The organism is Bifidobacterium sp. ESL0704 (assembly GCF_029392075.1).
Taxonomy (GTDB): Bacteria; Actinomycetota; Actinomycetes; order Actinomycetales; family Bifidobacteriaceae; genus Bifidobacterium.
In genome coordinates this window covers 2,017,321-2,044,010 of the sequence record NZ_CP113929.1, presented here as the reverse complement: position 1 = coordinate 2,044,010, position 26,690 = coordinate 2,017,321, and the positions used below count along the sequence as shown (strand labels likewise).

At 58.9% G+C, this 26,690-nt stretch carries 21 protein-coding genes; 18 read left to right on the top strand and 3 right to left on the bottom strand.

Going from position 1 to position 26,690, the window contains the following annotated elements:
* Positions 1–24 precede the first annotated feature (24 nt).
* From OZX64_RS07560 to OZX64_RS07485, 16 genes are all read left to right on the top strand, one after another.
* Complete coding sequence (locus tag OZX64_RS07560) at positions 25–2,550, top strand: S9 family peptidase (RefSeq protein WP_277172427.1); 2,526 nt, start codon at positions 25–27, stop codon at positions 2,548–2,550.
* Positions 2,551–2,939: 389 nt separating this feature from the next.
* Positions 2,940–3,983: a 3-isopropylmalate dehydrogenase gene (locus OZX64_RS07555; RefSeq protein ID WP_277172425.1), complete on the top strand. Its 1,044-nt coding sequence runs from the start codon at positions 2,940–2,942 to the stop codon at positions 3,981–3,983.
* A gap of 214 nt (positions 3,984–4,197) precedes the next feature.
* Positions 4,198–4,890 carry a TM2 domain-containing protein gene (locus OZX64_RS07550; RefSeq protein WP_277172423.1) on the top strand — a complete coding sequence of 231 codons (693 nt, stop codon included), beginning with the start codon at positions 4,198–4,200 and terminating at the stop codon, positions 4,888–4,890.
* Positions 4,891–5,174: 284 nt separating this feature from the next.
* Positions 5,175–6,113, top strand: coding sequence for a lipoate--protein ligase family protein (locus tag OZX64_RS07545; RefSeq protein WP_277172421.1), 939 nt, complete (start codon positions 5,175–5,177; stop codon positions 6,111–6,113).
* 75 nt (positions 6,114–6,188) lie between these two features.
* Entirely contained in the window at positions 6,189–6,908 is a 720-nt protein-coding gene (locus OZX64_RS07540; RefSeq protein ID WP_277157377.1) for a Crp/Fnr family transcriptional regulator, read from the top strand.
* Positions 6,909–7,098: 190 nt separating this feature from the next.
* Positions 7,099–9,411: a transglycosylase domain-containing protein gene (locus OZX64_RS07535; RefSeq protein WP_277172419.1), complete on the top strand. Its 2,313-nt coding sequence runs from the start codon at positions 7,099–7,101 to the stop codon at positions 9,409–9,411.
* Between the two features lie 262 nt (positions 9,412–9,673).
* A complete protein-coding gene (locus tag OZX64_RS07530) occupies positions 9,674–10,471 on the top strand; it encodes a DeoR/GlpR family DNA-binding transcription regulator (protein ID WP_277156880.1) in 798 nt (265 codons plus the stop codon).
* A gap of 172 nt (positions 10,472–10,643) precedes the next feature.
* Positions 10,644–11,897: a galactose-1-phosphate uridylyltransferase gene (gene galT, locus OZX64_RS07525; RefSeq protein WP_277172416.1), complete on the top strand. Its 1,254-nt coding sequence runs from the start codon at positions 10,644–10,646 to the stop codon at positions 11,895–11,897.
* 103 nt (positions 11,898–12,000) lie between these two features.
* Complete coding sequence (gene galK, locus OZX64_RS07520) at positions 12,001–13,266, top strand: galactokinase (RefSeq protein ID WP_277175023.1); 1,266 nt, start codon at positions 12,001–12,003, stop codon at positions 13,264–13,266.
* 275 nt (positions 13,267–13,541) lie between these two features.
* On the top strand, positions 13,542–14,717 hold the full coding sequence (locus OZX64_RS07515; protein ID WP_277156882.1) for a thiolase family protein: 1,176 nt from the start codon (positions 13,542–13,544) through the stop codon (positions 14,715–14,717).
* Positions 14,714–16,228: a hydroxymethylglutaryl-CoA reductase gene (locus OZX64_RS07510; protein ID WP_277172415.1), complete on the top strand. Its 1,515-nt coding sequence runs from the start codon at positions 14,714–14,716 to the stop codon at positions 16,226–16,228. Before OZX64_RS07515 ends, OZX64_RS07510 begins: the two co-directional genes overlap by 4 nt.
* On the top strand, positions 16,222–16,455 hold the full coding sequence (locus tag OZX64_RS07505) for a hypothetical protein (protein WP_277172413.1): 234 nt from the start codon (positions 16,222–16,224) through the stop codon (positions 16,453–16,455). The genes OZX64_RS07510 and OZX64_RS07505 overlap by 7 nt, the downstream gene beginning before the upstream one ends.
* Positions 16,452–17,669: a hydroxymethylglutaryl-CoA synthase gene (locus OZX64_RS07500; RefSeq protein WP_277172411.1), complete on the top strand. Its 1,218-nt coding sequence runs from the start codon at positions 16,452–16,454 to the stop codon at positions 17,667–17,669. Before OZX64_RS07505 ends, OZX64_RS07500 begins: the two co-directional genes overlap by 4 nt.
* 147 nt (positions 17,670–17,816) lie before the next feature.
* Positions 17,817–18,059 carry a hypothetical protein gene (locus OZX64_RS07495; protein ID WP_277172409.1) on the top strand — a complete coding sequence of 81 codons (243 nt, stop codon included), beginning with the start codon at positions 17,817–17,819 and terminating at the stop codon, positions 18,057–18,059.
* 9 nt (positions 18,060–18,068) lie between these two features.
* Complete coding sequence (locus OZX64_RS07490; RefSeq protein ID WP_277156888.1) at positions 18,069–18,341, top strand: ACT domain-containing protein; 273 nt, start codon at positions 18,069–18,071, stop codon at positions 18,339–18,341.
* A gap of 246 nt (positions 18,342–18,587) precedes the next feature.
* Positions 18,588–19,952 carry a PFL family protein gene (locus OZX64_RS07485; RefSeq protein WP_277172408.1) on the top strand — a complete coding sequence of 455 codons (1,365 nt, stop codon included), beginning with the start codon at positions 18,588–18,590 and terminating at the stop codon, positions 19,950–19,952.
* Positions 19,953–20,170: 218 nt separating this feature from the next.
* On the opposite strand, the gene OZX64_RS07480 is transcribed toward OZX64_RS07485, so the two are convergent.
* Positions 20,171–20,830 carry a tRNA (cytidine(34)-2'-O)-methyltransferase gene (locus OZX64_RS07480; protein WP_277156890.1) on the bottom strand — a complete coding sequence of 220 codons (660 nt, stop codon included), beginning with the start codon at positions 20,828–20,830 and terminating at the stop codon, positions 20,171–20,173.
* Between the two features lie 683 nt (positions 20,831–21,513).
* Positions 21,514–22,671, bottom strand: coding sequence for a lactaldehyde reductase (gene fucO / locus OZX64_RS07475; RefSeq protein ID WP_277172406.1), 1,158 nt, complete (start codon positions 22,669–22,671; stop codon positions 21,514–21,516).
* Positions 22,672–22,888: 217 nt separating this feature from the next.
* Here fucO and OZX64_RS07470 point away from each other — a divergent pair, with 217 nt between their 5' ends.
* The gene (locus OZX64_RS07470) at positions 22,889–23,899 is read left to right on the top strand and encodes an A/G-specific adenine glycosylase (RefSeq protein ID WP_277175022.1); all 1,011 of its coding nucleotides are present in this window, start codon (positions 22,889–22,891) and stop codon (positions 23,897–23,899) included.
* Positions 23,900–24,352: 453 nt separating this feature from the next.
* A complete protein-coding gene (locus OZX64_RS07465; RefSeq protein ID WP_277172404.1) occupies positions 24,353–25,210 on the top strand; it encodes a hypothetical protein in 858 nt (285 codons plus the stop codon).
* A 257-nt stretch (positions 25,211–25,467) separates the two neighbouring features.
* On the opposite strand, the gene OZX64_RS07460 is transcribed toward OZX64_RS07465, so the two are convergent.
* On the bottom strand, positions 25,468–26,634 hold the full coding sequence (locus tag OZX64_RS07460; RefSeq protein WP_277172403.1) for an FAD-dependent oxidoreductase: 1,167 nt from the start codon (positions 26,632–26,634) through the stop codon (positions 25,468–25,470).
* Between the last annotated feature and the right edge of the window lie 56 nt (positions 26,635–26,690).

Here is a 26,690-nt window from a genome sequence, read left to right as displayed (position 1 = left end):
CGATGAGTTATAGGCTTGATGCTTATGACTGATGAAACGAACATGGCGGCCTCGACGCGGCACGCCGATACCCCCGCTGTTCCGCATGCCTTGTGCAGACCGCACGCGCGTAGCGTTCACGGCGATACGTTCATTGACCCCTATGAGTGGATGCGCGACAAGAATTCACCGGAATTGCAACGATTTGTGCGTGAGGAAAACGAATATTACCAGGCCCGCACGGCCGGTTTCGACGGACTGAAACGCCGCCTATTCGAAGAGCTCAAGTCACGGGTCGACGAGACGGACATGTCCGTGCCGACGCGGATGGATGGCTATTGGTATTTCGTGCGCACCCAGGAAGGCAAACAATACGGAGTGCAGTGCCGCCTGCCGATCGCAGGGCCGGATGATTGGGATCCGCCGCAAATCAAGGCCGGCGACGCTCCGGGGGCGAATCCGGGGGAGCAGGTCGTTTTCGATCCGAACGTCGAGGCAAAAGGCCACGATTTCTTCCGTCTGGGAGGGCTTGACCTGACCCGCGACGGCCGTTGGCTGCTCTACGGCACCGACACCGTAGGCAGCGAACGCTATGATTACCGCATCCGCAGCCTCGAGGACGGCCACGAGCTGCCCGAAATTTTCAAGGGTATTGCCGAGGCCTGCTTCACACCCGACGGCAAGTGGGTGTTCTACACGATGCTCGATCAATCCTGGCGGCCATATGCGGTTTGCCGGCACCGGGTCGGCACGCCTGTCGATGATGACGTTGAGGTGTTCCGCGAATCCGACGAACACTTCTGGATCAGCGTCGGGCTGAGCTTCGACGAACGCAACATGGTCATCGGCTGCTCGTCCAAGACCACCAGCGAGGTGCTGATGCTGCCGGTCAGCGACCCGGAAGGCGAGTTCCGGGCGTTCATCCCGCGGCAGGAAGGCGTCGAATACGATGTCAGTTTCGCCAGCTTCGAAGGCGCGGGCGTTGGCGGGGCCGATATCCCGCTGGCACTGGTCTATCACAACGCGAACAACCCGAATTTCGAGGTTGATGTAGTCGACTTGAATGCCCATGAACCGCCGTATGCGCTGGGCGAAGGTGTAATCGTGGCGCAGGGTTCGCCTTACGGTTGCGAGCGCGGCGATGAGGTCGAGTCGGGGGCGAGCGGACTACCGGTCAATACGCCGTATAGCAATCTCGACAACCCTGACATCCTGCGCGGCGCTCGCGGGCTGGGTATCGAGGGCATCGCGATGTACCGCAATTTCGTTGTGCTGAGTTATCGCAACAACAGCCTGCCCCATATCGCGGTGATGAGAAAAGACGAAGCGTTGCAGGATTTCCTGGCTCATCGTCCGTGGCACTTCCGCGAGCTCAAACCAGACGAGAACGGCAGCAACCGGCATCTCTATTCCATCGGGGCCGGCGGCAATCCCTCCTACAATGTGCCGCGGCTCCGCTACTCGTTCGCAAGCTATACGCAACCCGGGCAGCTGCGCGAGTTGGACGTGGCCACCGGCACCAGCAGGCTTCTGAAGCGTGCGAAAGTGCACGGCGGTTTCGACGCCGCGAACTATCGCGAGCGCCGTATCTGGGTGCGGGTGCGTGACGGCGAGCTCGTGCCGGTCTCCCTGGTCTGGAGGCAGGATTGCTGCACGGCCATGGGCGCGCTGGGCGAGGATTTCAGCGGTATCGACCTGCTTGATGGTGCAAATGACAGGTCTGAGAATCCTCACTCTGTGGCGTCTTTGGTGTCTGCCTCGCCGATGTTCATCACCGGTTACGGGGCCTACGAGGCAGACAGCGACCCCGGTTTTTCCGTGGCGCGAGTGAGTATGCTCGACCGTGGTGTGCTCTACGCCGTGGTGCATGTGCGTGGCGGCGGCGAGATGGGCCGTGCCTGGTACGAGCAAGGGCGAAGGCTTCATAAACGTAATACGTTCAATGATTTCGTGGATGCTACCAAAGCCTTGCAGCGGGCGGGACTTGCCGATCCGAAACGCAGCGTCGCCAATGGTGGTTCAGCGGGAGGCCTCTTGATGGGTGCCGTGGCGAATATGGCTCCGGAATGCTATGCGGGCATCGAGGCCGACGTGCCGTTTGTGGACGCGCTCACCTCGATTCTCGACCCGTCGCTGCCCCTGACGGTCACCGAATGGGACGAGTGGGGCGATCCGCTTCACGACAAGGCCGTCTATGACTATATGAAGTCGTATTCCCCTTACGAAAACGCGCCGTTCGGCCATTGGCAGGGGGATTCGGAACCCTGGCAATCGGATCGGATTACTGAAAAGCGTGCCTTCGGAAAGCAGGATGCTGATGGTGGCCATGTCTCCGATTCCGCTGCCTCGTACTATCCGAAGATTTTCGCCACCACTTCGCTGAACGATACCCGTGTGCTCTACGTCGAACCGCTGAAATGGATCGCCCGTCTGCAATCGCAGGGCGTCGACGCCATCGCGCGCATCGAGGTCGAGGCCGGTCACGGTGGGACTTCCGGGCGCTACAAGCAGTGGCAGGAAGTCAGCGACGAAAACGCCTGGTGTCTTCATACCATGGGAATCGAAGAGTAGCGAGATACCCTTATTTGCTCTCATATCACTTTCTTGGTGGCACCAAGTTGTCCGAAATTTTGAGAATAGGGGTTGAATCTCCGTATTTTGGCCTGCTTGGTGCACCAAGTTGGGTGGAAATGTGTCTTTAGGTGTTGAATCTCCGTATTTTGGCCTACTTGGTGCACCAAGATGGGTGGAAATGTGTCTTTTGGTGTTGAATCTCCGTATTTTGGCCTGCTTGGTGCACCAAGTTGCCCGGAATTTTGAGAATGGGTGTTGATTCTTTGAATTTTGGCCTACTTGGTGGCACCAAGAGCCTTCAAAACGGAAGAAATCGCGGAATCGGTGATGTCCATTTGCTGGACCATATAGTGGACAGTGCCGAATTCGGTACTAACGTCGCGGCTATGAGCACTAAAAAAACATATCATATCGCCGTCATTCCAGGCGACGGCATTGGCAAGGAAATCATTCCTCCTGCCCAGCAGGTCATGGAGAAGGCTATGCAGGGTGTGGCCGATTTCGAGTATGAGGACTTCGACCTCGGCTCCCAGCGTTATGTGCGTGATGGGGCTGTGCTGCCTGACGAGGACCTCGAGCGTATCAAGAAAACCGACGCCATTCTGTTGGGGGCCATTGGCGACCCTCGGCTTGACGTACCGGCCGGCTTACTTGAACGTGGTTTGCTGTTGAAACTGCGTTTCGATCTTGACCAGTATGTCAACCTGCGCCCGTCCAAGCTCTACAAAGGTGTCGAGTCCCCGTTGAAGAACCCGGGCGACATCGATTTCGTCGTGGTGCGCGAAGGCACCGAAGGCCTCTATTGCGGCGCAGGCGGCGCGATCCGCAAGGGTACGCCCCACGAGGTGGCCACCGAGGTCTCCATCAACACGGCCTACGGCGTCGAGCGCGTGGTGCGTTACGCCTTCGACCTGGCGATGAAACGCAAGAAGCACGTCACGCTGGTGCACAAGAAGAACGTGCTGATCAACGCCGGCGATATGTGGCAGCGCATCGTTGACAAGGTGGGCGAGGAATACCCCGAGGTCAGCCACGATTACCTGCACATCGATGCGACCACCATCTTCATGGTCACCGAGCCGTCCCGCTTCGACGTGATCCTGACCGACAACCTCTTCGGCGACATCATCACCGACGAGGCCGGTAGCGTGGTCGGCGGCGTCGGCTATTCGGCGTCCGGCTGCATCAACGCAACCAACGAGTACCCCTCGATGTTCGAGCCGATCCACGGCTCCGCCCCTGACATCGCCGGCAAGGGCATCGCCAACCCGACCGCGACCATCCTTTCCACTGCGATGCTGCTGCGTCACCTTGGCATGGATGAGCCCGCCGCGCGTATCGAAACGGTCGTTGAGGACGATATCGCCGAAAACGCACAGAAGACGCGCACCACCGCCGAAGTCGGACGGGATATTCTGGCGCGGCTGTGAGACTGTGAAGCTGTGAGGTTGTGCACGACGTTGGACGGCAGACCATAATATAAAAGAAATATGTTGCCGTCCGATTGTTGTGTGTTCCGGGTGCTTTTCGCGGGCGAAGGCACCCGATTTTGCTTTCTGAAAGCAGATGACGATTTCTGGATTTCCAGCTGGTTGTCAGCGTTTTCACACGGTTGTCTCGACCGTTTGGACTAGACTTGAAAACATGAACGATACACCAGATCCACAAGGTGGGCAGCCCGGAGCACAGGCTCCGCAGGGTTCCGGCGATCACCAGAGTTTCAATGCCGCGCAAAACCAGCCGGGGCAGCAAGCCCAGTACGGCGGGACCTACGGGCAGACTCAGGGGCAAGGCGGGCAGTATGCCCAGCCTGACTATGGACAGGCCGGCGGCACGCAATCCAATCCGCAGCCGAATTACGGGCAGCCGCAGCAGCCGAATTATGGCCAGCCAGGGTATTCCCAGCCGAATTACGGCCAACCCGGTTATGCTCAGCCCCAGGCCGGACCGGCTTACCAACCCGGCTACGGCTATGCGTCTGGCAATTACAACCAGCCGTATTCTGCGCAGAACCAGAACGCCTACCCGCAAGGTCAGCCTTATGCCCCGCAATATGGCCAGCCGGAGCCGCTGCCTTACGGCTACCAGCCCAGAAGCAAGATGGCTGCGGGACTGTTGGGCATTTTCCTGGGATGGTTGGGCGTCCATAATTTCTATCTCGGTTTCTATGGCAAGGCCATCGCCCAGCTGCTGTTGACCCTGATCGGTTGGATACTCTTCGGGCTCGGTCCCATCGCGGCCTTCATCTGGGGGCTGATCGAAGGCGTGCTGATCCTCAGTTCAAACTACGGTTCGCCTTGGCACAGGGACGCCAAAGGAATGGAACTGCTGGAATAGCAGGGATACGGCCTTGCAATAGGGCACGGGGCGCAACGGGATGGGACGAGTTTGCTCCACCTCGGAGCCTGCGAGTGGATACGTTGTTTTGATGCGGCGGGGAAACGTTCATGACGTTTTCGCGCCGCGCTTTGATATGGTGATGTGTTATGCGAGGTGAATACAAGACCCCCGGAGGCAAGCTGGTCGGGGTCGAGGTCGTTGTCGACAAATCCGGCCAACCGGTTTCCTGCTCGATTGATGGTGATTTTTTCGTTTCCGGTGACGACAGCGCCGTCCACGCCATGCTCGCCGAGCTTGCCGATTCGCTGATCGCCGGTAGACCGTTGACCGATGTCTTTTCGCGCTATTCGTCGCTGAAATTAGTGGGTCTCGACGATACCGCGATATCCACCGCCTACCGACGGGCTTTGCACAAACGGCAAAACAGTGCTTCAGACGAAAAGGGAAGTTCAATTCGTGCAAAGGTTGGAGTTGTTGACGTCTCAGACAATTTGACGTCAAATGATGACGTTTTCCATCAACTCTATCAAAAACGTTGGGGTGAATTGCGTCCGTTGGTGGTGCATGACGTTGCACGCAGTCCCGCCGAACAGATGAAAACGGACGAGGGCTGGGCTCGAGAAGTGGCGAGCGGCGCACGACCCGCGACGTTGCGGTTTTGGCATTGGGCGGGGCCGGCAGTCGTGGTTGGCAGGTTCCAATCCATCGAGCGTGAGGTGGACATACGAGCCGCGCGGCAGGAGGGTTTTGACATCGTCCGTCGCAGCACGGGCGGTGGTGCGATGTTCATTAAACCGGGTGACGCCATCACCTATTCTCTCTATGCGCCCAAGGGGTTTGTCGCGAGTCTCCCCGTCGATGAATCGTTCCGTTTGTGCGACCAATGGCTGGTCGATGCGCTTCGGGATCTCGGCATTGACGCGTTTTTCAGCGGCACCAACGACATCGCTTCGGCACAGGGCAAGATCGGTGGCGCGGCACAGCGCCTCTTCCCTCCGGTCGGCGGCGGGCCGGGGGCATTGCTGCACCATGTCACCCTTGCCTACGACATCGATGAGGAGAAAATGGGAAGGATACTCAAAACCTCTTCGGAAAAGATGAGTGATAAATCCGTCAAATCGGCCGTCAAACGTGTTGCGCCTATCAAACGGCAAAAAAATATTCCATTTGAAACACTTTTCTCTTACCTCGAAACGTATGCCAAACTGAGCTACAATTGAGATAGATTTGAGTTCGACCAGTTTCAAGGCAATGAGTTTCTGGTAATACGACGGTTAATATTTTTTTGGAGGTGCATTCTCGTGGCAAGTCCGAATGGGGCAAATGAAGCGGACAATGAACTTCTGCAAACGACATTGTTCAAGCATGTCTCTCACGCCAATGCGGAGGAGCTCATGCCATTCATGAAGCGCGCGGAATTCGAGAAGGGTGATTACATCTTTCATGAAGGTTCCACCGATCAGCGCATGTATCTGCTGGAAAGCGGGAAAGTAAAGCTCACCCGTGAGGCCAGTGACAATCGTGTGCAGCTGTTGAGCATCCATACCCGCGGCGAGATTTTGGGAGAGATTCCGGTTTTCGATCCCGCCGGCGGCCCTCGCACGGCTTCGGCCATCGCGATGAACAACGGCACGCAGGTTGGCTGGCTCGAGCATGACACCCTCTTCGCGTGGCTCAACAAGTATCCGCGCGTGGCTGTGGATATGCTGCAGGTGATGGCCAACCGCATGCGCGCGAACAACGAGCAGATTTCCGACCTTGTATTCATGGATGTTCCCGCGCGACTGGCCAAGACGCTGCTCGATCTGGCTTCGCGTTTCGGCGAGCCCGTGGAATCCGGCGTGAAGGTGCCGCACGACCTGACGCAGGAAGAGATGGCCCAGCTGGTCGGTTCCTCGCGTGAGACGGTCAACAAGGCGCTGATGGACTTCGCCAATCGCGGATGGATCGCCCGCGAAGGCCGCGCCATCATCATCTACCAGCCCGGTGCGCTGATTCGTCGTTCCCGTCATTGATCATCGCTTCGTAATAGTTCTGAGATATATGTCGCGGCTCGTTGCCTCATGGTTTCGAGCCGCGATTTTTTTATGGTTCGTTCGGCCGATTTTCCGCAATCTCCCAGACTCTCCCGGATGAAGTACGCAATAGGCGATAAGGCTACGCAATTGGCCGTTTCGGTAGAGGCGATATCCTAGAATGAACACCATGCCTGAAATGAAGAACAACCTCACGGTGAGGCGCGTGATTGCTTTGCTGTTGACCTATGTGACCCTTTGCATCGCCGGTGGCGTCGTCGGTGGTATGTTCTTCATCCCCGGAGTGCTTGGACTCAACGGCATGGCCCGTACCGTCGCACCGACGCTGAAAACCGAGGACATCGATTTCGATGTCACCAGCCTGCCGCAGAAATCCACCATCTACGCGTCAGACGGAAAAACTGTCATCGCCTCCTTCTACGCGCAGAACCGCACCGTAGTCCCGTTGCGCCAGGTATCGCAGCCCATGCAACAGGCCGTGGTCGCCCGTGAGGACCGCCGTTTCTTCGAGCATGCGGGCGTGGATATGCAGGGCGTGCTTCGAGCCTTCGTCCAGACATTCATCAAGCACGGCGATACGCAGGGTGGTTCATCGCTGACGCAGCAGTATGTCAAGAACGTACTGCTTATCCAGGCGAAGGAAAAGAACGATCCCATCGCCGAATACCACGCTTCGGAAGACACCATCGCCCGTAAGGTACGCGAGATGCTGATCGCCGTACAGATGGAGAAGCAATACAGCAAGGCCGAGATTCTGCAGGGATACTTGAACATCGCCCAGTTCGGGCGCAACAACCTGTACGGCGTCGAAACCGCGGCGAAGCGCTACTTCAACGTCTCCGCCTCCAACCTCAACATCGGCCAGGCGGCCACCATCGCGGCCATCACCAAAAACCCGGCGAGGTACGATCCTTCGGTGGCCCAGAACCAGCCCGAAGCGCAGAAACAGCGCAACATCGTCCTCGATCTGATGCTGCAGCAGCATTTCATCTCGCAGTCCGACCACGACAAATTCCGCGCCCAGCCCATAGCCAGCACGCTGAACCTGCAGAACAACTCCACGCAGGTCGGCTGCCAGGCCGCCGGTGATGCGGGGTTCTTCTGCGATTACGCTACCAAGCAGATTCTCAACTCCAAGGAGTTCGGCAAAACCGCCAAGGAGCGCACCAAGCTTCTGAACGAAGGCGGGCTCAGCATTTACACCACGATGGACATTCACGCCAATGCCGACGCCATGCAGGCCGCGCGCGACACGATTCCGCCGGCAGACCCCAGCGGCTTCGAGGTCTCGATAGCCGCCATCAAACCGGGAACCGGCGAGGTGCTCGGCTTCGGCATCAACCGCACTTATGACCCCACCGATGCCGCGAAAAGCGACCCCACACGCACGGCCATCAACTATGCCGTCGATCAGAAAGACGGGGGTGGTGCCGGCTGGGAAGTCGGTTCGACATGGAAGCCCATCAACATGGTGGCGTGGATGCAGCAAGGCCGGTCCATCACCGACATCGTGCATCCCAAGGGCCTTTATCCCAAACATTCCTTCGCATGCCCGGGCTATTCCGGCACTGCCAACGGCTGGTCTCCAAAGAATTCGGAGGGCGGTGTCGGAGGCTCGGAATCCGTGCTCGACGGCCTTGTCCATTCGCACAACACCACACAGGCGGCCATGATCGATCAGATCGGGATGTGCCCGGTCATCGATGCTGCGAAGACCGTGGGCTATCATCAGGCACCGGTCGGGGACACGTTGTTCTCCTCCAAGAACTGGCCCGGCCCGCTGATCATCGGCACGGTCGCGGCCTCCCCGCTGACCATGGCCAACGTGTATGCCACCATCGCGGCCAACGGCGTGGAGTGCACGCCGATCGCCCTGAAGAAGGTCATCAACAAACAGGGCAAGTCCTTGAAGGTGCCCAGCGCCAACTGCCATCAGGCCATCGAACCGGCCATCGCACAGACCACGGCCTACGCGATGAACCAAGGCGTCATCCGTTCCGACGGCCAGGCCAAGAAGGCTCAGCTCGACAACGGACGCAAGACCTTCGCCAAGACCGGCACCAACGAGCAGACGCGTATGCTCACTTCCGGCTTCATTCCGGGCCAGGTGGCGACCTTCGTCTCCGTGGGCAACGCGGAATACAACGTCTCCTTCTCCGGTAAGACCATCAACGGCCGCTCCCACGGCTACTGGTACGGCGCCGACATCGCCACCCCGGCGTGGACGGAGTTCATGAACAAGTACCTTGCGGACATCAACGCGCCGATCGACAACAGCTACGGCAACCCGGACCCGAAGTACATGGGCGGTGCCAGCGTTTCCGCCGATGCCAGCAGTCAGGGCAATTCCGGCAACCAGTACCGGCGTGATGCGTACCGGCAGTCCGAAGCCCAGGACCAGCAGCAGCCCCAAGTCGAAGAGCAGCAGAATCCCGATGCCGACCAGAATGAGTTTCTGGATTCGGGCGATGACGGGCAATAGTTTTTTCATGTGTTTCGGGCGCGCTACCGGGAGTCGGTAACGTCTGTTGTATGCGTCATGGCGTGGTATTCCAACGCTGGCGAAGATGAATGCATCTCAAGAGGCTGAAGGCTCACGTCTTTTATCAAATTAGGATATTTTTGATTATTTTAGGTGAAAAATCAAGGCTCTTTGTATCTAAAATGTTCGATTTTGGTAAAACGACCGAATGAAACGCTCAGGCTGGTTTGTTTGATGCTCGTATTTGTGCGATAATGTTCATATGATTTCGTCACAACGGCAGCATTTGATTTTAAGCAGGCTTCGCACCCGAGGCGCTGTACGTATCACCGCCCTTTCCAAGGAGCTCGGCGTCTCGGCCATGACGGTGCGTCGTGATATCGCCGACCTCGCCGACAAGGGGTTGCTCAAGCGCGTCCATGGTGGGGCGGTGACTACGAGCACTCTGCTGAGCGAACCTCTGTTCTCCGTCAAATCGCAGATGGATATCGGGCTCAAGGACTCGATCGCGCAGGAAGCCGTCAAATACGTCTCGCCCGGTGACGTCATCGCCATCGGCGGCGGTACGACGTCATATATCTTCGCCCAGCATCTGCTGGAAAGCCAACGCGCGAGCAATATCACCATCCTCACCAACTCCATACCGGTGGCGGAACTGGTGCAGGCGCTGGAAAGCAAGGACGTCGAGGTCATCGTCACCGGCGGCGTGATCACCCGTTCGAACTCCCTGGTCGGCCCGATTTCCGACAAGGTCATCGAATCGCTTCGTGTCAACACCGTATTCCTGGGCACGCATTCCGTCTCGGTGCCACGCGGTTTCCTGATGCCGAATTCGCTCGAGGCCGCCACGGACATGGCCATGATGGATATCGCCGACAAGACCATCATCTTGACCGACCACACCAAATGGAGCTGCACCTCGCTTTCCCTCTTCGCGCGTTTCGACCAGGTCGACACCCTCATCACCGACGACGGGCTCGACCCGACTTCGGCAGAGGAGACGCGCAAGTTGGTCAAACACCTGATCCTGACCAAAGGCCCGGGGCAAGTCGAGGACTGAATGGCCGTGATCGGCCGGTCGATATGTCGCAAGCAACAAGCTGCAAGGTTGCAAAAGAAGCATGGCGGCAATCGTCTGGCAGGTTCTGGCAAAACGCGAGGTCGACGGCAAACGTCGCGAACGGCGGAAACCGAAGGCTTGATGATATGGAAACCCATACAAAGGAACAGCAATGAAGCAGGAACAATTCAAGTATTATCGTCCCGGAACATATGCGTGTGAGCATATCCGCATCACACCCACCACACTGGCGGACGGGCGCGATTTCTTCTATCTGGATGACGACCCGGAATATGTTTCCGGAGCCAAGACCCGTGAGCTCGTCGATCCGCGGCCGCTGGCCGACCGGTTCGCCCCGCATCTTGACGCCGACGGCAACGAAGTGCCGTACGCCGAGCCGATCATGCGCCGCGACCCGCTGACCGGAGACTGGATTCCGATGGCCGCGGCACGCATGAACCGGCCGATCACCGCCGGACCGGGGGCCACGGCCAAAGGCAACCCACTGGCCGCACGCAAGCCCGGCGACCCCTATCAAGACGGGGAAGTGCCCGACACCGATTACGACGTGGTCATCTTCGAAAACCGTTTCCCTTCGATGGTGCAGGTACCCGGCGTGCCGGACGTGGTCACCGACGTCGACGGCAATGCGCTGTGGCAGCAGAAGCCTGCGTCCGGGCGTTGCGAGGTCATCTGCTTCGACCCCAACGAAAACGGACTGCCGGCCGACCTGCCGGTCTCCCGCCTGCGCACCGTCGTGGAGGCGTGGGCCTTCCGTACTTCCGAGATTTCGCATATGGACGGCATCGAGCAGATCTTCCCCTTTGAGAACCACGGCGCCGAAATCGGCGTCTCGCTGGCGCACCCGCACGGCCAGGTCTATTGCTACCCGTTCATCCCGCCGAAGATGGAAACCGAGCTGCAACACACGCAGGCCTACCACGAAAAGAACGGCGGCAACCTGCTGCGCGATATCATGAACGCTGAGCTTGAGGCCGGCACCCGCGTGGTGATGCGCAATTCCAGTTGGGTCGCCTATGTGCCGGCCGCCGCGCGCTGGCCATTGGAAGTGCACGTCGCCCCGGTGCGCGATGTCTTGACCCTCGACGAGCTCAATGATCAGGAACGCTGGGACTTGGCCTCGATGTATTCGCATCTGCTGCGCCGTGGCAACGCCTTCTTCGATACCGGCGACGGCAAGGGCATGGACCTACCCTACATTTCCGCCTGGCATCAGGCGCCGATTCACGACAAGCGCCGCGAGAACTACCGGCTCAACCTGCAGTTCTTCTCCTTCCGCCGCGCCGCCAACAAGATCAAGTACCTGGCCGGAAGCGAATCGGGCATGGCCGCGTGGGTCAGCGACACGACGCCGGAACGCATCGCCGCCCGCTTCCACGAGCTCGGTCCGATCGATATCGACTGAGCCGGCCGGCTTCGCTGCTGCCGCGCCGCCTTCAGTATCGTTACCATCGTTACCGCCATCATCTCCGTCATATTCATTCCATGGAGGAAATCAAATGAGCACTATCAGAGACGTCCAATACCTTGAGCCGTTTGATGCCAAGGAGGCTGTCGGCGAAGTCGCCGAGCTCTTTGTCGACACGTTCGGCGAGGCCCCCGCTGGCGTGTGGAGCGCGCCCGGGCGCGTGAACCTGATCGGCGAGCATACCGACTACAACGCCGGGCTCTGCCTGCCCATCGCCCTGCCGCACCGCACGTTCATCGCCGTGGCTCCCAAGGAAAGCGGCGTGGTGCGCGTCGTCTCCAGCTTCGGCGACCGCAAGCCCGTCGCCGTCGACCTTGATGGGCTCAAAGCCCGGGATGTCAAGGGTTGGGCGGCCTATCCGATCGGTGTGGCTTGGGCGCTGCGCGAGGCCAGATTCGACGCGGTGAAAGGCTTCGATGCCGCGTTCGTCTCCTGCGTTCCCGTCGGTGGCGGGCTGAGCTCGTCGGCCGCGATGACCTGTTGTACCGCGCTCGCACTCGATGACATTTACCATCTCGGCTTCGGCGGAAGCGACGAAGGCCGCGTCACGCTGATCCAGGCCGCGATGAAAGCCGAAAACGACATGGCCGGAGCCTCGACCGGCGGTCTTGATCAGAACGCTTCCATGCGTTGCACCCCCGACCATGCGCTGCTTCTGGATTGCCGTCCGGAGCTTGACGCTCTGCACAGCGTCTCGCAGCAGCCGTTCGACCTTGAATCGCTCGGGCTTGAGCTGCTCGTGGTCGACACCCAGGCCAAGCACCAGCTCAACGACGGCCAGTACGAGGCGCGTCGCAGTATGTGCGAAGAAGCCGCGAAAGCGCTTGGTGTTGAAAACCTGCGGGTGATCGCCGACCGTATCTCGCAAGATGCCGGTGATGACGCCGATGCCGCTCAGGCCGCGTTGCGCGATGTGCTGGGCAAGCTCGGCGACGAGACGATGAAGAAGCGCGTGTGCCACGTCGTTACCGAAATCTGGCGTGTGCCTCAATTCGTGCATGCCTTCGCGGCAGGGGATGTCAAGGAGGCCGGACGCCTGTTCAACGCCTCGCACGATTCACTGGCCCAAGACTATGAGGTCACCGTCCCCGAGTTGGATGTGGCGGTCGACGTCGCCCGCAAACACGGTGCGTACGGTGCCCGCATGACCGGCGGCGGTTTCGGCGGATCCATCATCGCGCTGGTCGACAAGGGCCAGGGCCGTGCGGTAGCTCAGGCCATCGCTGACGAGTTCGCGCATCGTGGTTTCCATGCTCCGCGTGCTCTGGCGGCCGTGGCTTCCGATTCGGCACATAAGGAGTCATAAATACGAGAATCGAAATCAAATTGTAATGATATTGCAAGCATGAAACGACTTTTGACGGATAAACGAGAATGATGACGCCGAAGTTGTGATGAACTTGCGATATCGGTAAAGGGGCTGTGAACGCTGGTGGAGATAGCGTCACAGCTCCTTTCGTATCCGTATGGTCCTCACTTAGTCTGGCAAGCGCTAGGGAGGATTGTGCGTATGTGCTTGTGTGATTGGGGTTTGGTTCGGAGTACGGGTGCCGTGATTCTCGGATTTGTCGGGGTGGGCCGATGAACGGGGCGCGGCTTCGAGGCAATGACGTGGTCATCGCCGCTTCGTGGCGTACGGCAACCGGAAGATTCCGCGGCGCGTTAAGCGATATGAGCGCGGTGGATATGGCCACCGACCTGACCAAGCGAGGATTGCGGCGTTCCGGTCTGTCCGCCGACATCTTCGATCAGGTGATTCTGGGCAACGTGCTCGGCACCGGCTTAAAACAGAACGTCGCGCGGCAGGTGCAGCTCGGCGCAGGCATGCCGATGTCCGGCACGGCCATGACCGTCAATCAGGTCTGCGGTTCCGGGCTCAAGGCCGTTCGTCTGGCCCAGAGCGCCGTTATGATGGGCGATGCGGACGTGGTGCTGGCGGGGGGCACTGAAAGCATGTCGAACGCGGCCGCCTTCGCACGTCGGATCGGCAAGAATGAATTCGACGTCGACCATTGGCATGACACCTTGCACTATGACGCGCTCAACGACGCCTTCGGCGATTACGCGATGGGGGTCACCGCCGAAAACCTCGCGCAACATTTCGGCGTAAGGCGGGACGAACTCGACCGCTACGCGTTCGACTCGCAGCGCAAGGCCGATGTGGCTTGGAACGCCGGCTGTTTCGACGGCGAAGTGCTGCCGGTCGGAGGGCTGGAGCGCGACGAGACCATGCGACCCGGCACGACCCTCGAGGGGCTCGCCAAACTCAGGCCGGTGTATCGCTCGGATGGCATGGTCACCGCGGGCAATGCTTCTCCGTTGAGCGACGGGGCAGCGGTGACGGTGGTCACTACGGCTGGGAAGGCACACGAACTCGGCCTGACGGCGCAAGCGGTGATTCGAGGGTACGCCGAGGTCGGTTATCGGCCCGATCAGATGGGCTACGCCACGATTCCGGCCATCGAAAAACTGCTGGAACGCTGCGGGCAAGAGGTTTCCGACATCGATTTGTATGAAGTCAACGAGGCGTTCGCCACCCAGGCGTGGCTGACGCGCGAAGTGCTGGGCATCGACCCCGGGCGTTACAACATCTCCGGTGGGGCGCTCGCGCTGGGGCATGCGCTCGGGGCGAGCGGCGCCAGGATCTTGACTACACTGGTGCATAACCTGCGTCGCACAGGCAAGCGTTTCGGCATCGCGGCGCTGTGCGTAGGCGGCGGGCAAGGCGTGGCCATGGAAGTGGAGAATATACGATGACGAAATTCTATGAGCTTTCCACAGCCGAGCGGCTTGCGCAACTACGCGACGAAGGTGCGATCGACGACGATGATTTGCCGGTGTTGACCGACGAGCCGGCGCTGCCGACTGGTGTGGCCGCCAATATGGTCGAAAACCAGATCGGCAATTTCCCCGTTCCGCTCGGTCTGGCCGATCATTTCGTCATCGATGGCGAGGCGTTGCGGGTGCCGATGGCCGTCGAGGAGCCTTCCGTCATTGCGGCCGCAGGCAATGCCGCCCATCGCATCGCGCGAGCCGGAGGTTTCCGTACGTCGGTGCGTCGAGATGGCATCACCGCCCAGATCGTGTTTATGGAAAGCGGTTCTTCACGGACGTATGACAAACGTTTTGAATGTGCTGCTGATAGATCGCCAGATTCCGTATATGATAGGGCGACCCATTCCGGTAAGCCCGGCAGGCTTTGTGAGCCCAATGGCGGCTATTCGAACGGCAGGAAGGATGGTCCAGAGGACACTGGTACTTCTGAAACGTATGACATCAAAGGTGACGAAGCTGCTGATTCCATGGTCTCGGTGCCGCCGAGTGATAATGCTCCGAAATTCGATGAGGCTAGCCGTCTTGCAACGTTTGTGCGAAGGCACGAGGCGGAAATCCGCAAGGTCGCGCACGACGCACACCCCAGTCTGCAAACGTATGGGGGAGGGTTGCGCAACATCAGTGTTTCGGTGTCGGCGGAGGGTTTTTCCGAAATCGATTTGCTGATCGACCCGGGCGATGCGATGGGCGCGAACGTGGTCAACACCATTGCCGAAGCGGTCGCAAAGTATTGTGTCAAGCGGCTTGACGGGCTCGACCTCTTGATGGCCATCCTTTCCAACGATACCCGAAACCAGCGTGCGCGGGCGCAGGCGCGTATCGATTTCGACGACTTGGCGACCCGCGATATGGATGGCTCAGAGGTCGCCCGGCGTATCGTTGCGGCAGCCCGTTTCGCCGAAATCTCGCCGTTGCGAGCGGCCACGCACAACAAAGGCATCATGAACGGCATCAACGCGGTGGTGCTCGCCACCGGCAACGACACCAGAAACATCAACGCCGCGGCCTATGCCGATCTGAATGACCAACGCAGGACCTGGACGCAATGGTCTGTCGACGAAGAACGTCATCAACTGGTCGGACGTATCGATATTCCATTGCCCTTGGGCAGCGTCGGCGGCGCGATGTCAACGTTGCCGATGGCCAAGCTGAGCCTGAAACTGCTGCACCAGCCTGATGCATCGCGGCTCATGGGTATCGTCGCCAGCGTCGGTCTGGCTTCTAACCTTTCGGCGATGCGGGCGCTGGTGACCCGAGGCATTCAGGAAGGTCATATGAATCTTCAGTTCAAAAGCCTTGCGATGTCCGCAGGAGCGAGGCCGGAGGAGCTTGCGCAAGTGGTGTCTGGGCTTCGTGCCGATCCGGCCAAAGCCGATCTGCAGACCGCTCAACGGCTGCTGGGCCGTCTGCGTAAGGGCTTGGATCCATGCTGAGGGAACCTACCTATACGGACTGTTCCGGCTCCAACGTGCATATTGCTGCTGGTGAACGGACTTTGCCGATGTCTAAGGTGCCGTTTTCCAGCATTAAGGTGTCTGTTTGTTGGGTTGCTGCTGGTAAGCGGACTTTGCCGGTTGTTAAGAGTCCGTTTTCCAGCACTGCTGCCGGAACGGCAGGAATGGAATGTATCGATACGAATGCAATGGATATCGAACAATGAGACAGGAGCAGTACAGGATGCAAAAAATCGACAAAACCGATAGCGTCAAGGCCGGTATTGATAAAATCAACTTCTACACGCCCAACCACTATCTTGACTTGGTCGATCTGGCCGAAGCCCGCGGCGTGGATCCCAACAAATACCTCATCGGCATCGGGCAGAACAGGATGTCGGTGGCCGCGCTCGACCAGGACGTCGTCGCCATGGCCGCCAACGCCGCCGAGCCGATACTTTCCGATGACGATCGGCAGGAAATCGGCATGCTGATTGTCGCCACGGAAAGCAGCATTGACCAGTCCAAGGCTGCGGCGCTTTTCGTTCAGGATCTGCTGGGATTAACCGCCGATCTTCGTGCCATCGAAATCAAGGAAGCCTGCTACGGCGCGACCGCCGGCATCCAGCTCGCGTGTGATTATGTGCGCTGTCATCCCGGGCGCAAGGTTCTGGTCATTGCCTCCGACATCGCGCGTTACGGTCTTGATACGCCTGGCGAGGTGACGCAGGGGGCAGGAGCGGTGGCGATGCTTGTCACGCGTGACCCCGGCATCCTTGCCATTGAGCCGGAATCGCTGTACGCAAGCCGCAGCACCGGCGATTTCTGGCGTCCCAACTATTCCACCGAGGCTTTCGCCCGCGGCAAATTCTCCGAGGAAGTCTATGTCGGCATGTTCTCCGATCTTTGGGACAAGGCCCGGCAGCAGGGCTTGGCCGATCCGGAACATCTGCAGGCGCTGCTCTTCCACATCCCGTTTTCGAAAATGGGGCGCAAGGGCCTGCGAACGCTGGGCAATGGCAAGATTTCCGAGGCTAATTACAACCGGCTGACCGAGCGCTTCGAACAGAGCATCGTCTATGGCAAGGAGGTCGGCAACATCTACACCGGCTCGATTTACCTCGCCCTGCTTTCGTTGCTCGACAATGACGAAACCCTCCAGGCGGGCGACCGCATCGGCCTGTTTTCCTACGGGTCCGGCTCTGTGGCGGAACTCTATTTCGGCACGCTGCAGCCCGGTTACCGAAATCGTTTGGATGCGCAGGGCCACCGCGCCTTGCTCGATGCACGCGAGCGTTTGAGCATACCCGACTACGAGGCGATGTTCAGCGCCCAACTGGTGACGGACGGCTCCGAGCAGAATCTTGAACGCAGCGACTCGGCCGCAGGGGCCTCTCACTATCTGGCAGGCATGAAAAAGCACGAGCGCCGGTATCGCTGAAACCGCGCGGTCGGCAAGGTTGGCGGCGAGGGAACCGGGTGTTGAAGATGGCTGAGCTTTCTTGAATCGCTTGTTAACTGGCGAAATGAGCGAATATGGAGGAATGCGTATTTGGTTCGGGCATCAACGCTCAGCGAGTGAGGACTATTGGTCGGTAATACGGTTGGCTGTTCGGCCGATAGCGTGGATGGGCCGGTATTCAGCGATATCCGGCTGGCTGTCCGGATGATGGCCCGATTTGCTGTTTGGTCGGCGATAAAACTCCTGAACGACCGATATGCGGCGGCATCTGTCGGCATTCCGGACGCTGATGGCTTCATCGCGCACATTGCATTTATACTTGGATTCGGAATGGCATCGGTCGGCCATCGTGTTTTCAACAACGGTTAAGGGGTTGATATGGATAAAGCGGTCATTACGGTGGTCGGACAGGACGCGGTCGGCATTATCGCGCAGGTCTGCACCTATCTTTCCGAGCACAAGGTCAACGTTCTTGATATTTCGCAGACCATCATCGACGGATTCTTCAACATGATGATGATTGTCGATTACTCCAAGTCCGATGAAGAATTCTCGGCATTGGTCGACGGACTCGAGGCGCTCGGCGACAAGATCGGCGTACGTATTCGCTGTCAGCGCGAGGAAATCTTCACGAGTATGCATCGGATCTGAATAAAGATATTCTTGATGTGACAGTTATCTCCTTCATTCTTCATTTTTATGGGGTCTTGGTGCACCAAGCAGCGTGATTATCCATAAATGGGATGTGATTGTGGTGTTTTAGGTGGTCTTGGTGCAACAAGACCCCATAAAAACGAATGAATTGGGTATGATTCTCGGAAAAATGGCCTGCTTGGTGGCACCAACAGACATCATAACGAGAGATTTGTGTCAGAAGCGTATGAAAGAGGCAAGCAAATGCTGAATATTATGGAGGTCCGCGAGACCAATGCGATGATCGAGCAGGAAAAGCTCGACGTGCGTACGATTACCATGGGTATTTCGCTGCTTGACTGTGCGGCGGCTGATGTGGAGGCGGTCTGCGACAACATCTACCGCAAAATTACCGACAAAGCGCGCGACCTCGTGAAGGTCGGCAAGGCCATCGAACGTGATTTCGGCATCCCCATCGTCAACAAGCGCATCACCGTCACCCCGATCGCGCTTGTAGGGGCCAGCTCCTGCCATTCGCCCGCTGATTTCGTCAAAATCGCCCACGCGCTCGACCGTGCGGCCAAGGAGGTCGGCGTCGACCTTATCGGTGGATACTCGGCATTGGTCTCCAAGTCGATGACTCCGGCGGAACGCATGCTCATCGAGTCGATTCCGCAGGCGTTATCGCAAACTGATATCGTCTGTTCCTCGGTCAACGTCGGTTCGACCAAAACCGGCATCGACATGGATGCCGTTGAGCTGCTTGGCCATGTCATCAAGGACACCGCCTATGCCACTCGGGAGACCGACAGCGACGGGTGCACCAAATTCGTGGCGTTCTGCAACGCCCCCGATGACAACCCGTTCATGGCCGGCGGTTTCCACGGGGTGACCGAAGGAGACGTGGTCGTCAACGTCGGCGTTTCCGGGCCGGGCGTGGTCTCGCGTGCGCTCGATGCCGCAAAAGGCAAGGATTTCGAGTTTTTGTGCGAGACCATCAAACGCACCGCCTTCAAAATCACCCGCGTCGGCCAGTTGGTCGCGCAGGAAGCCTCGAGGCGGCTCGGCGTGCCATTCGGCATCATCGATTTGTCGCTGGCTCCGACGGCGGCCGTCGGGGACTCGGTGGGTGAGGTCTTGGAGAAGATCGGGCTCGAACAGGTCGGCGCTCCCGGCACCACCGCGGCGCTCGCGATGTTGAACGACCAGGTCAAGAAGGGCGGCATCATGGCCTCCTCCTACGTCGGCGGTCTTTCCGGCGCGTTCATTCCGGTCTCCGAAGACAAGAACATGATCGATGCGGCCGCGTCCGGCTGCCTGAAGATCGAAAAGCTTGAGGCGATGACCTGCGTCTGCTCGGTCGGCCTTGACATGATTGCCATCCCGGGCGTCACCACGGCATCCACAATCTCGGGCATGATCGCCGACGAGGCCGCCATCGGCATGGTCAACCAAAAGACCACCGCCGTGCGTGTCATTCCGGTCTACGGCAAAGATGTCGGCGAGGTGGCCAACTTCGGCGGGCTGATGGGCTACGCGCCGATCATTCCCGTCAATCAGACCTCCTGCGAGGCCTTCGTCACCCGCGGCGGCCGCATCCCCGCTCCGATACACAGTTTCAAGAACTGAGTGCCCAAACATCGCATCCGTTCACGCCATAAATAAGCAACTAAGAAACTGTAAGTGGCTTAAATGTGGCTCAAATATAAAATTACGCCGTGGGCCGGTGGTTGATGGTCAACGGCTTATTGATGGCGCAAAATTGGAATGAGGGCCTGGGCATTAGGCAACCGGGCCGGGGGTTGCCTGTAAGACCGGGGCTGCTTGAGGGGCGGGTAGTGGAAGGGTTACTCTCCGCCCTTGAAGCCGAGCTGACGCCAGGCTTCGTAGATGGCAATGGAGGCGCAGTTGGTGAGATTGAGGCTGCGCAGGCTCGGACGCATCGGCAGGCGCACCTGCTCAGCGACGTGCGGGCCTTCCATGATGTCCATCGGATCGGGGATATTGCCTGGCTCCGGGCCGAAAAGCAGGATGTCGGTCGGCTTGTATTCGATATCCGTGTAAAGCTTGGTGGCATGGGCGGTGAAGGCGATGATGCGGGAGTTGGGCATCGATTTCACCAAGTCATCGAAATCGGGATGAAGCACAACGTGTGCCATATCGTGGTAATCCAGCCCGGCGCGGCGCAGTTTCGTGTCTTTGAGGTTGAAGCCGAGCGGCTCGATCAGGTGCAGGATCGTGCCGGTCACGGCGCACAGGCGGATGGCCGATCCCGTGTTGCCGGGAATACGCGGAGAGTAGTAGCACAGATGCGGCGTCACCGTTTCGGCCTCACTGGCGTCTTTGGCGCTCATCATCGCGTCGACCACGCTGATCGGGTTGCCGTGTGCGTCGGTCACAAGCTCGTCCGGCCCGTAATTGGACTTGCGGTAGCCGTATTCGTACATGTCGGTGACTTTGTTCTCGGGATTTCCGGCGTTTTCCGCCGTTTGCGCTGCGTCTGTCATGATTCAAAACTATCCCCGTGAAGCGACACCGGTCGCGCTCGAACGTTTTGGTGGATGCGCCAAGCATGATGCCGGCGCCGTCTTGTGCTCTCTGCCGAATGCATGACAATATGAGAGGGCGTGAACAGCGTGTGTGCCTGAGAATTGGCTCTGAGCGTGGGTGATGATCGAAAGACGTGGTTCGAATCCACGATTCTGGTTTTGAACGGTTTTATGCCTTACATGGCGCAATACGTTGGAACCCGTCTCATACCGCGTTCTGGCCGTTCTCTCGATGTTGGGTGTGGTGTGGCGTGTGTGGTGTGGCGTGTGTGGTGTGGCGTGTGGCGTGTGGCGTGTGGCGTGCGACGTGCGACGTGCGACGTGGCGTGTGGCGTGCGACGTGCGACGTGCGACGTGCGACGTGCGATGTGGCGTGTGGCGTGCGACGTGCGACGTGCGATGTGGCGTGTGGCGTGTGGCGTGTGGCGTGCGACGTGCGACGTGCGACGTGCGATGTGGCGTGTGGCGTGCGACGTGCGACGTGCGACGTGCGATGTGGCGTGCGACGTGCGACGTGGGGTAAGGGAATGGCGGCATAGCGAAAGCCCGCCGAAAAGTCGACGGGCTTTCGCGGCAGCAACCGATGTGTTCGCGCGTCTTTACGCGTCGACGGAATCGGCTTGCGTCTCTTCGGCGAAACCTTACATCAGGCTCTCGTAGATCGCGTGGATCTCCTCGCGCGTGGGCTTGCGCGGGTTGCCGCCGGTGCAGACGTCCTTGAAGGCGTTGTCGGTCAGCCCGTCGATGTCGCTTTCTTTGGCGCCGACCTCGCTGATGGTGGTCGGGTTGCCGAGGTCGACGGTGAGCTGGTGGATCTTGTGCACGGCCTCTTCGCGCACCTCCTCGATCGAACGGTCGGGATTATAGGAATTCTGGTCGCCGAAGGCGTGGGCGATGGCACGGTATTTCTCGCCGGTATAGTCCTTGTTGTATTCCATGACGGGCGCGAGCAGAATGCCGTTCGCCACACCGTGCGCGACGCCGAGCAGACCGCCCAGCGCGTGGGCCATGCCGTGAACGAGTCCCAGCCCGACGTTGGAATACGCCATGCCGGTGATGTAGGAGGCATAGGCCATCTGCTCGCCCGCCTCGACGTCGCCGTCGGCGGACTTGGCGAGATTGTGGGCGATCATGCGGATCGTCTGCAGCGAGAGGCAATCCGAAAGCTCCCAGGCGCCCGGGGTGACGAAGCCTTCGATGGCGTGGGTCAGCGCGTCGAGGCCGGTGGCGACCTTCAGGCTGCGCGGCATGGTGTCGGTCATGTCCGGGTCGATGAAGGCGACCAGCGGGATGTCGTGCGGGTCGACGGCCACGAACTTGCGCTTCTTGGCGGTGTCGGTGACCACGTAGTTGATGGTCGTTTCGGATGCGGTTCCAGCGGTGGTGGGTACGCCGAAGATCGGGATGGACGGGTTCTTGGTGGCGGCGGTGCCTTCCAGGGAAAGCACATCGGCGAATTCGGGATTCGCGGTGATGATGCCGATGCCCTTGCAGGTATCTTGCGGTGAGCCTCCGCCTAGGCCGATCAGGAAGTCGGCGCCTGCGTTCTTGAACTTCGCCACACCGTCCTGGATGCACTCCACCGGCGGATTCGGCTTGACGTTGTCGAAGATTTCGTAGGGGATGCTGGCGCTATCGAGCACGTCGGTGACCTTCTTGACCGTTCCTGTCTTCAAGAGCACCGGATCGGTGACGATGAAAGCCTTGGTAAAGCCGTGCGCCTTGGCGGCATTCGGGATTTCCTTGATTGCGCCACGCCCGAAATAGGCTTCCTGGTTGAAGATCATACGATACACCATTGTTCACTCCTTTATGTTTTGTGATATAGCTCACAACAATTGTCATTATAATGCCTGATTCTCGTTCGACATGTGAGCGTTAACGGAGTGTGAAGGCCGGGCTGTATCGACGTCAGGGCAGAATGGTCGGATGGTTCACGAGGATAAGGATATGAAGAAATCCGGCACAGGCTCATCCGAATCGGCGGAAGGCTTCAGCTCGGCGGAGCTCGAAACGATGAAGCAGGAGCTGTTCGCATGGTGGGACGAAAACGCGCGCGACCTGCCATGGCGCAACGGCCGCACGACGCCATGGGGAATTCTCGTTTCCGAGGTGATGAGCCAGCAGACGCAGATGAGCCGCGTGGTGCAATACTGGAACAACTGGATGGGCGTCTGGCCGGATGCCGCAAGTCTCGCAGAGGCGAGCGCCGCCGAGGTCATCACCGCATGGGGCAGGCTCGGCTACCCGCGTCGTGCGTTGCGCCTTCAGGAATGTGCCAAGGTCGTCGCCGAGCAGTACCGCAATGAACTTCCGAAAACATACGATGAACTCGTGGCCCTGCCCGGCATCGGCGACTACACGGCCAGCGCGGTGATGAGCTTTGCGTTCGGGCGTCGTATCGCCGTGCTCGACACCAACGTTCGCCGTGTGCTTTGGCGTACGTTCAAGGGCGAGGAATCCTTCGGCGGCGCGACCAAGCCGGAGGAACGGCGACTGGCGAACGCGGTCTTGCCGCAGGATGCCAGGGAAAGCGTGATCTGGAACGAGGCGCTGATTGAGTTGGGCGCGCTGGTGTGCACCGCCAAGAACCCGAAGATCGACGAGGATCCGTGGGCCTCGTACAGCCGTTTCTACGCAGCCGGTTGCCCGGGGATGGGCCAAAAACGCACCCGTCCGCGCCAGAGTTTCAAGGGCACGAACCGTCAGGTACGCGGTATTATCCTGAATGCGCTACGTGGACTCGCGGTCGCGCCTTCCGAGCCAACACCGGCTGAAAACGATTCTGACTTGGCTGCTTCCATGCTTTCAGTGCCTCATGCGAATAAATCGGGCAACGGGGGAGCCGATTGTTCGGCGGCGCAACATGCTCACGGCTCAGAGCGGGCAACGTCGCCATATCTGTCGCGCGCCGATGTCGAAAAGCTCTGGCCCGACCACATCCAGCTCGACGCCTGCATCGCCAGCCTCGATGAGGACGGTCTGATCGAAATCGCCCCGGACGGTTCGCTGCGTCTGCCCGCCTGAAGCCAATGACGTTGGAAATGTGACGAAAGCGGTGAGGTCGCCCAGCATCCTCGATTGGGTTGTCGTATTGGGTTATCGAATTTGTTCGGCTATTGCGCCAACACCATCATATTTGTTCGGCCATTGCACCAATGCCATACTGTTCTGTCATTATTCTGCGAATATTGCTCAAACAGGTACGTTTAACCGCGTCAGCTGTCACTAACTCGAGAATATTGCACAGATACGTCCATTTGCGTCATCCAAGTGTCATTGGTTTGAGAATTGTGCAGAGGAATGTCCATGTAGCACCTCCAACTGTCATTGGTTTGCGAATATTGCCAAAACAGGTACGTTTTCATTGCTGAAGGCATGCAAAACCGGCAGGTTCCTCACGGAATTCCGATTGGCGGCAGCAGGCCAAGTCGGCGTGGTGGCCGTCAAATTCAGCCAAGTCGTTTACACTTGGTTGGTATGACCTCTCAGCAACCGCAGAAGCGACAGGGAAAGCGCAAGCCCGGCAAAGAGATGCAGCGCGTCTATCTGCGTCGCCGCATTGTCGTGGGCGTGATTGCGTTGGCGCTTCTCGCGTTGATTGGGCTCGGCATTTATGCGCTCGCCACCAAGGTCATGGCCACTTATGGGGGGCATGGCGGTTCGGCATCTTCAAGCTCTGCTCCGAGTGGCAAGAGGGCCGCGGCTTCCAAGAAATCCGGCACATCCGACAACGCAGGCAAGAATGATAAAGCCAACCAAAGCACGGTCAAAGCATGCGGCGCCAAGGACGTGAAGCTGGAACTGAGCCCCGCGACGTCAAGCGTAGAACTCGGCGGATCGCTCGATTTCAAGGCGACCATACGCTACGAAGGCAATGATTCCTGCCTGGTCGACGCCTCCAACGCCTCGCGTATCCTGACGATTTATTCGATTCCGGATGGCGATTCGGCTTCCGATTCGGGCTCGAATGCCGATGCAGGCTCGTCTTCCCAGTCCGGTTCCGGCACGAAATCCGGTTCCGATGCCAAGTCGGGGGCATCGTCGGATGCTGATTCCGGTTCTGCTTCCGGCGATGATGCGGACGCGTCTTCCGGCCGGCAAACTGGCGACACCATCTGGAGTTCGGCGGTATGCCCGGCGGATTCGCGCAAGCTGTTGATGGCCAAGGGTGACAAGGATGCGCAGAAAATCACTTGGCCGGCCGACAAGACCGGATCCACCTGCGTGCCCGACGAACAGCTTCCTCGCGTGAAGCGCGGTGTCTATCTGGCCCAGCTGAGCCTCAAAGACCATCCAAACGTGAAAAGCGAAAAAGTTCCGATTACCGTCAAGTAGGCGCAGCCGCACATCGAATCATTGCGGGAGTGCGGTGTCTTCGAGATTCGGGAATCCTGAATTTCGTCTCGGGTCGTAGCCGGATCGGGCTGTAACCGGATCAGGCTGTGACCAGATTAGGTTGTCACCGGATCGGGCTGTAACCGGATCGGGCTGTAACCGGATCGGGCTGTGACCAGATTAGGTTGTCACCAGATCGGGCCGTAACCAAATCAGGCCGTTACCAGATGGGGCTGTAACCCGGCCTTCACTCATCCCTAGATGATGGCTTCTCTGAAGTATTTGTTCATCCTGCTGATCAGCAGCCGTACCTTGGCACCTTTGAGCCGGGTGTATTTGCCCTTGGAATTCTCAAGCTGGGCGACGCCCGAATGCGGGCCGAGCGGCAGAATCGTGCCATACGGTTTGAAGACGAACCTGAACGTGCGTCCGCCATGCAGCAGCGAGAGAACATTGCTGACGGCACAATCCGCCTGTTGGATCGCGAGCTGGGCGCTTGCCGGGTAGACGCGGCCGGTTTCGGGATTTGCGACGGCGGAAACGTCCCCGATCACGAATTCCCGTGGCCACCCGCCATCGGCCTCCACGACCGAAAGGTCATCGTTGACAATGACGCGGTTGAATTTCTGAACATAGCCGGAAACAGGAACGACCCGGCTGCCGCGGATTCCCGTCGCCCAGACGATGGTGTTGGCGTGGAAAGTCTGGTTGCCGATGAATACCGTGCCCGGCTCGATCCTCGTCACGCGCGAAGAACCATGGAAAATGACGCCGCTGCCGCCCAGATCCTCCATGATCCATTCGGTGAGTTTGGGGTCAAAACGGTAGAGGGGCCTAGGGTTGGAGGCGAAGCAATGGACTTCCATTTTTTTTGCAGGCACGTCGAATTTTTTCGCCAGCGCCGGGATCTCGTGCATCAGTGCGGCCATGAACGCAACGGCCGAGAATCCGTCTCCGCACACGGCGACGCGCAGATCGTAGGGGTTCTGGCTGAGTCGATAATCCGTCAGTACCTGTTCGACATGGCTCCGTGCGCGCATCGCGTCGTCAAGGGTAATCAGGGGCAGGACGTTGCCGGTGGCTCCCGGAACGTCGGGCGTGGAGGAAGCGCCGCCCAGTGCGTTGATCAGGTAGTCGTAGAAAATCAGTCCGTTCTTGCGCAGCTCGACGGCGCGTATGTCGTGGTCGATTCGCACCACCTCATCGATGACGAGGGTGACGCCCGGATTGATCTTTTCGCGCAGGTTGAAGCTGATTTCGGATGGGTCGGTTCTGCCGACGGCCACTTCATGAAGCCGTGCGGTGTCATAATGGTAAACGTCCTTGTTGATCAGCATTATTTCCGCGTCGGGGTTCTGGGCGACGAGCTGCTTTACGGCATGTAAGCCCGCATAGCCTGCGCCAAGTACCATGATTCTTCTCATGAGCTCTTCCGATGCAATCTAGAATTGTAATCCGATATTAAATCTAATCATACTAT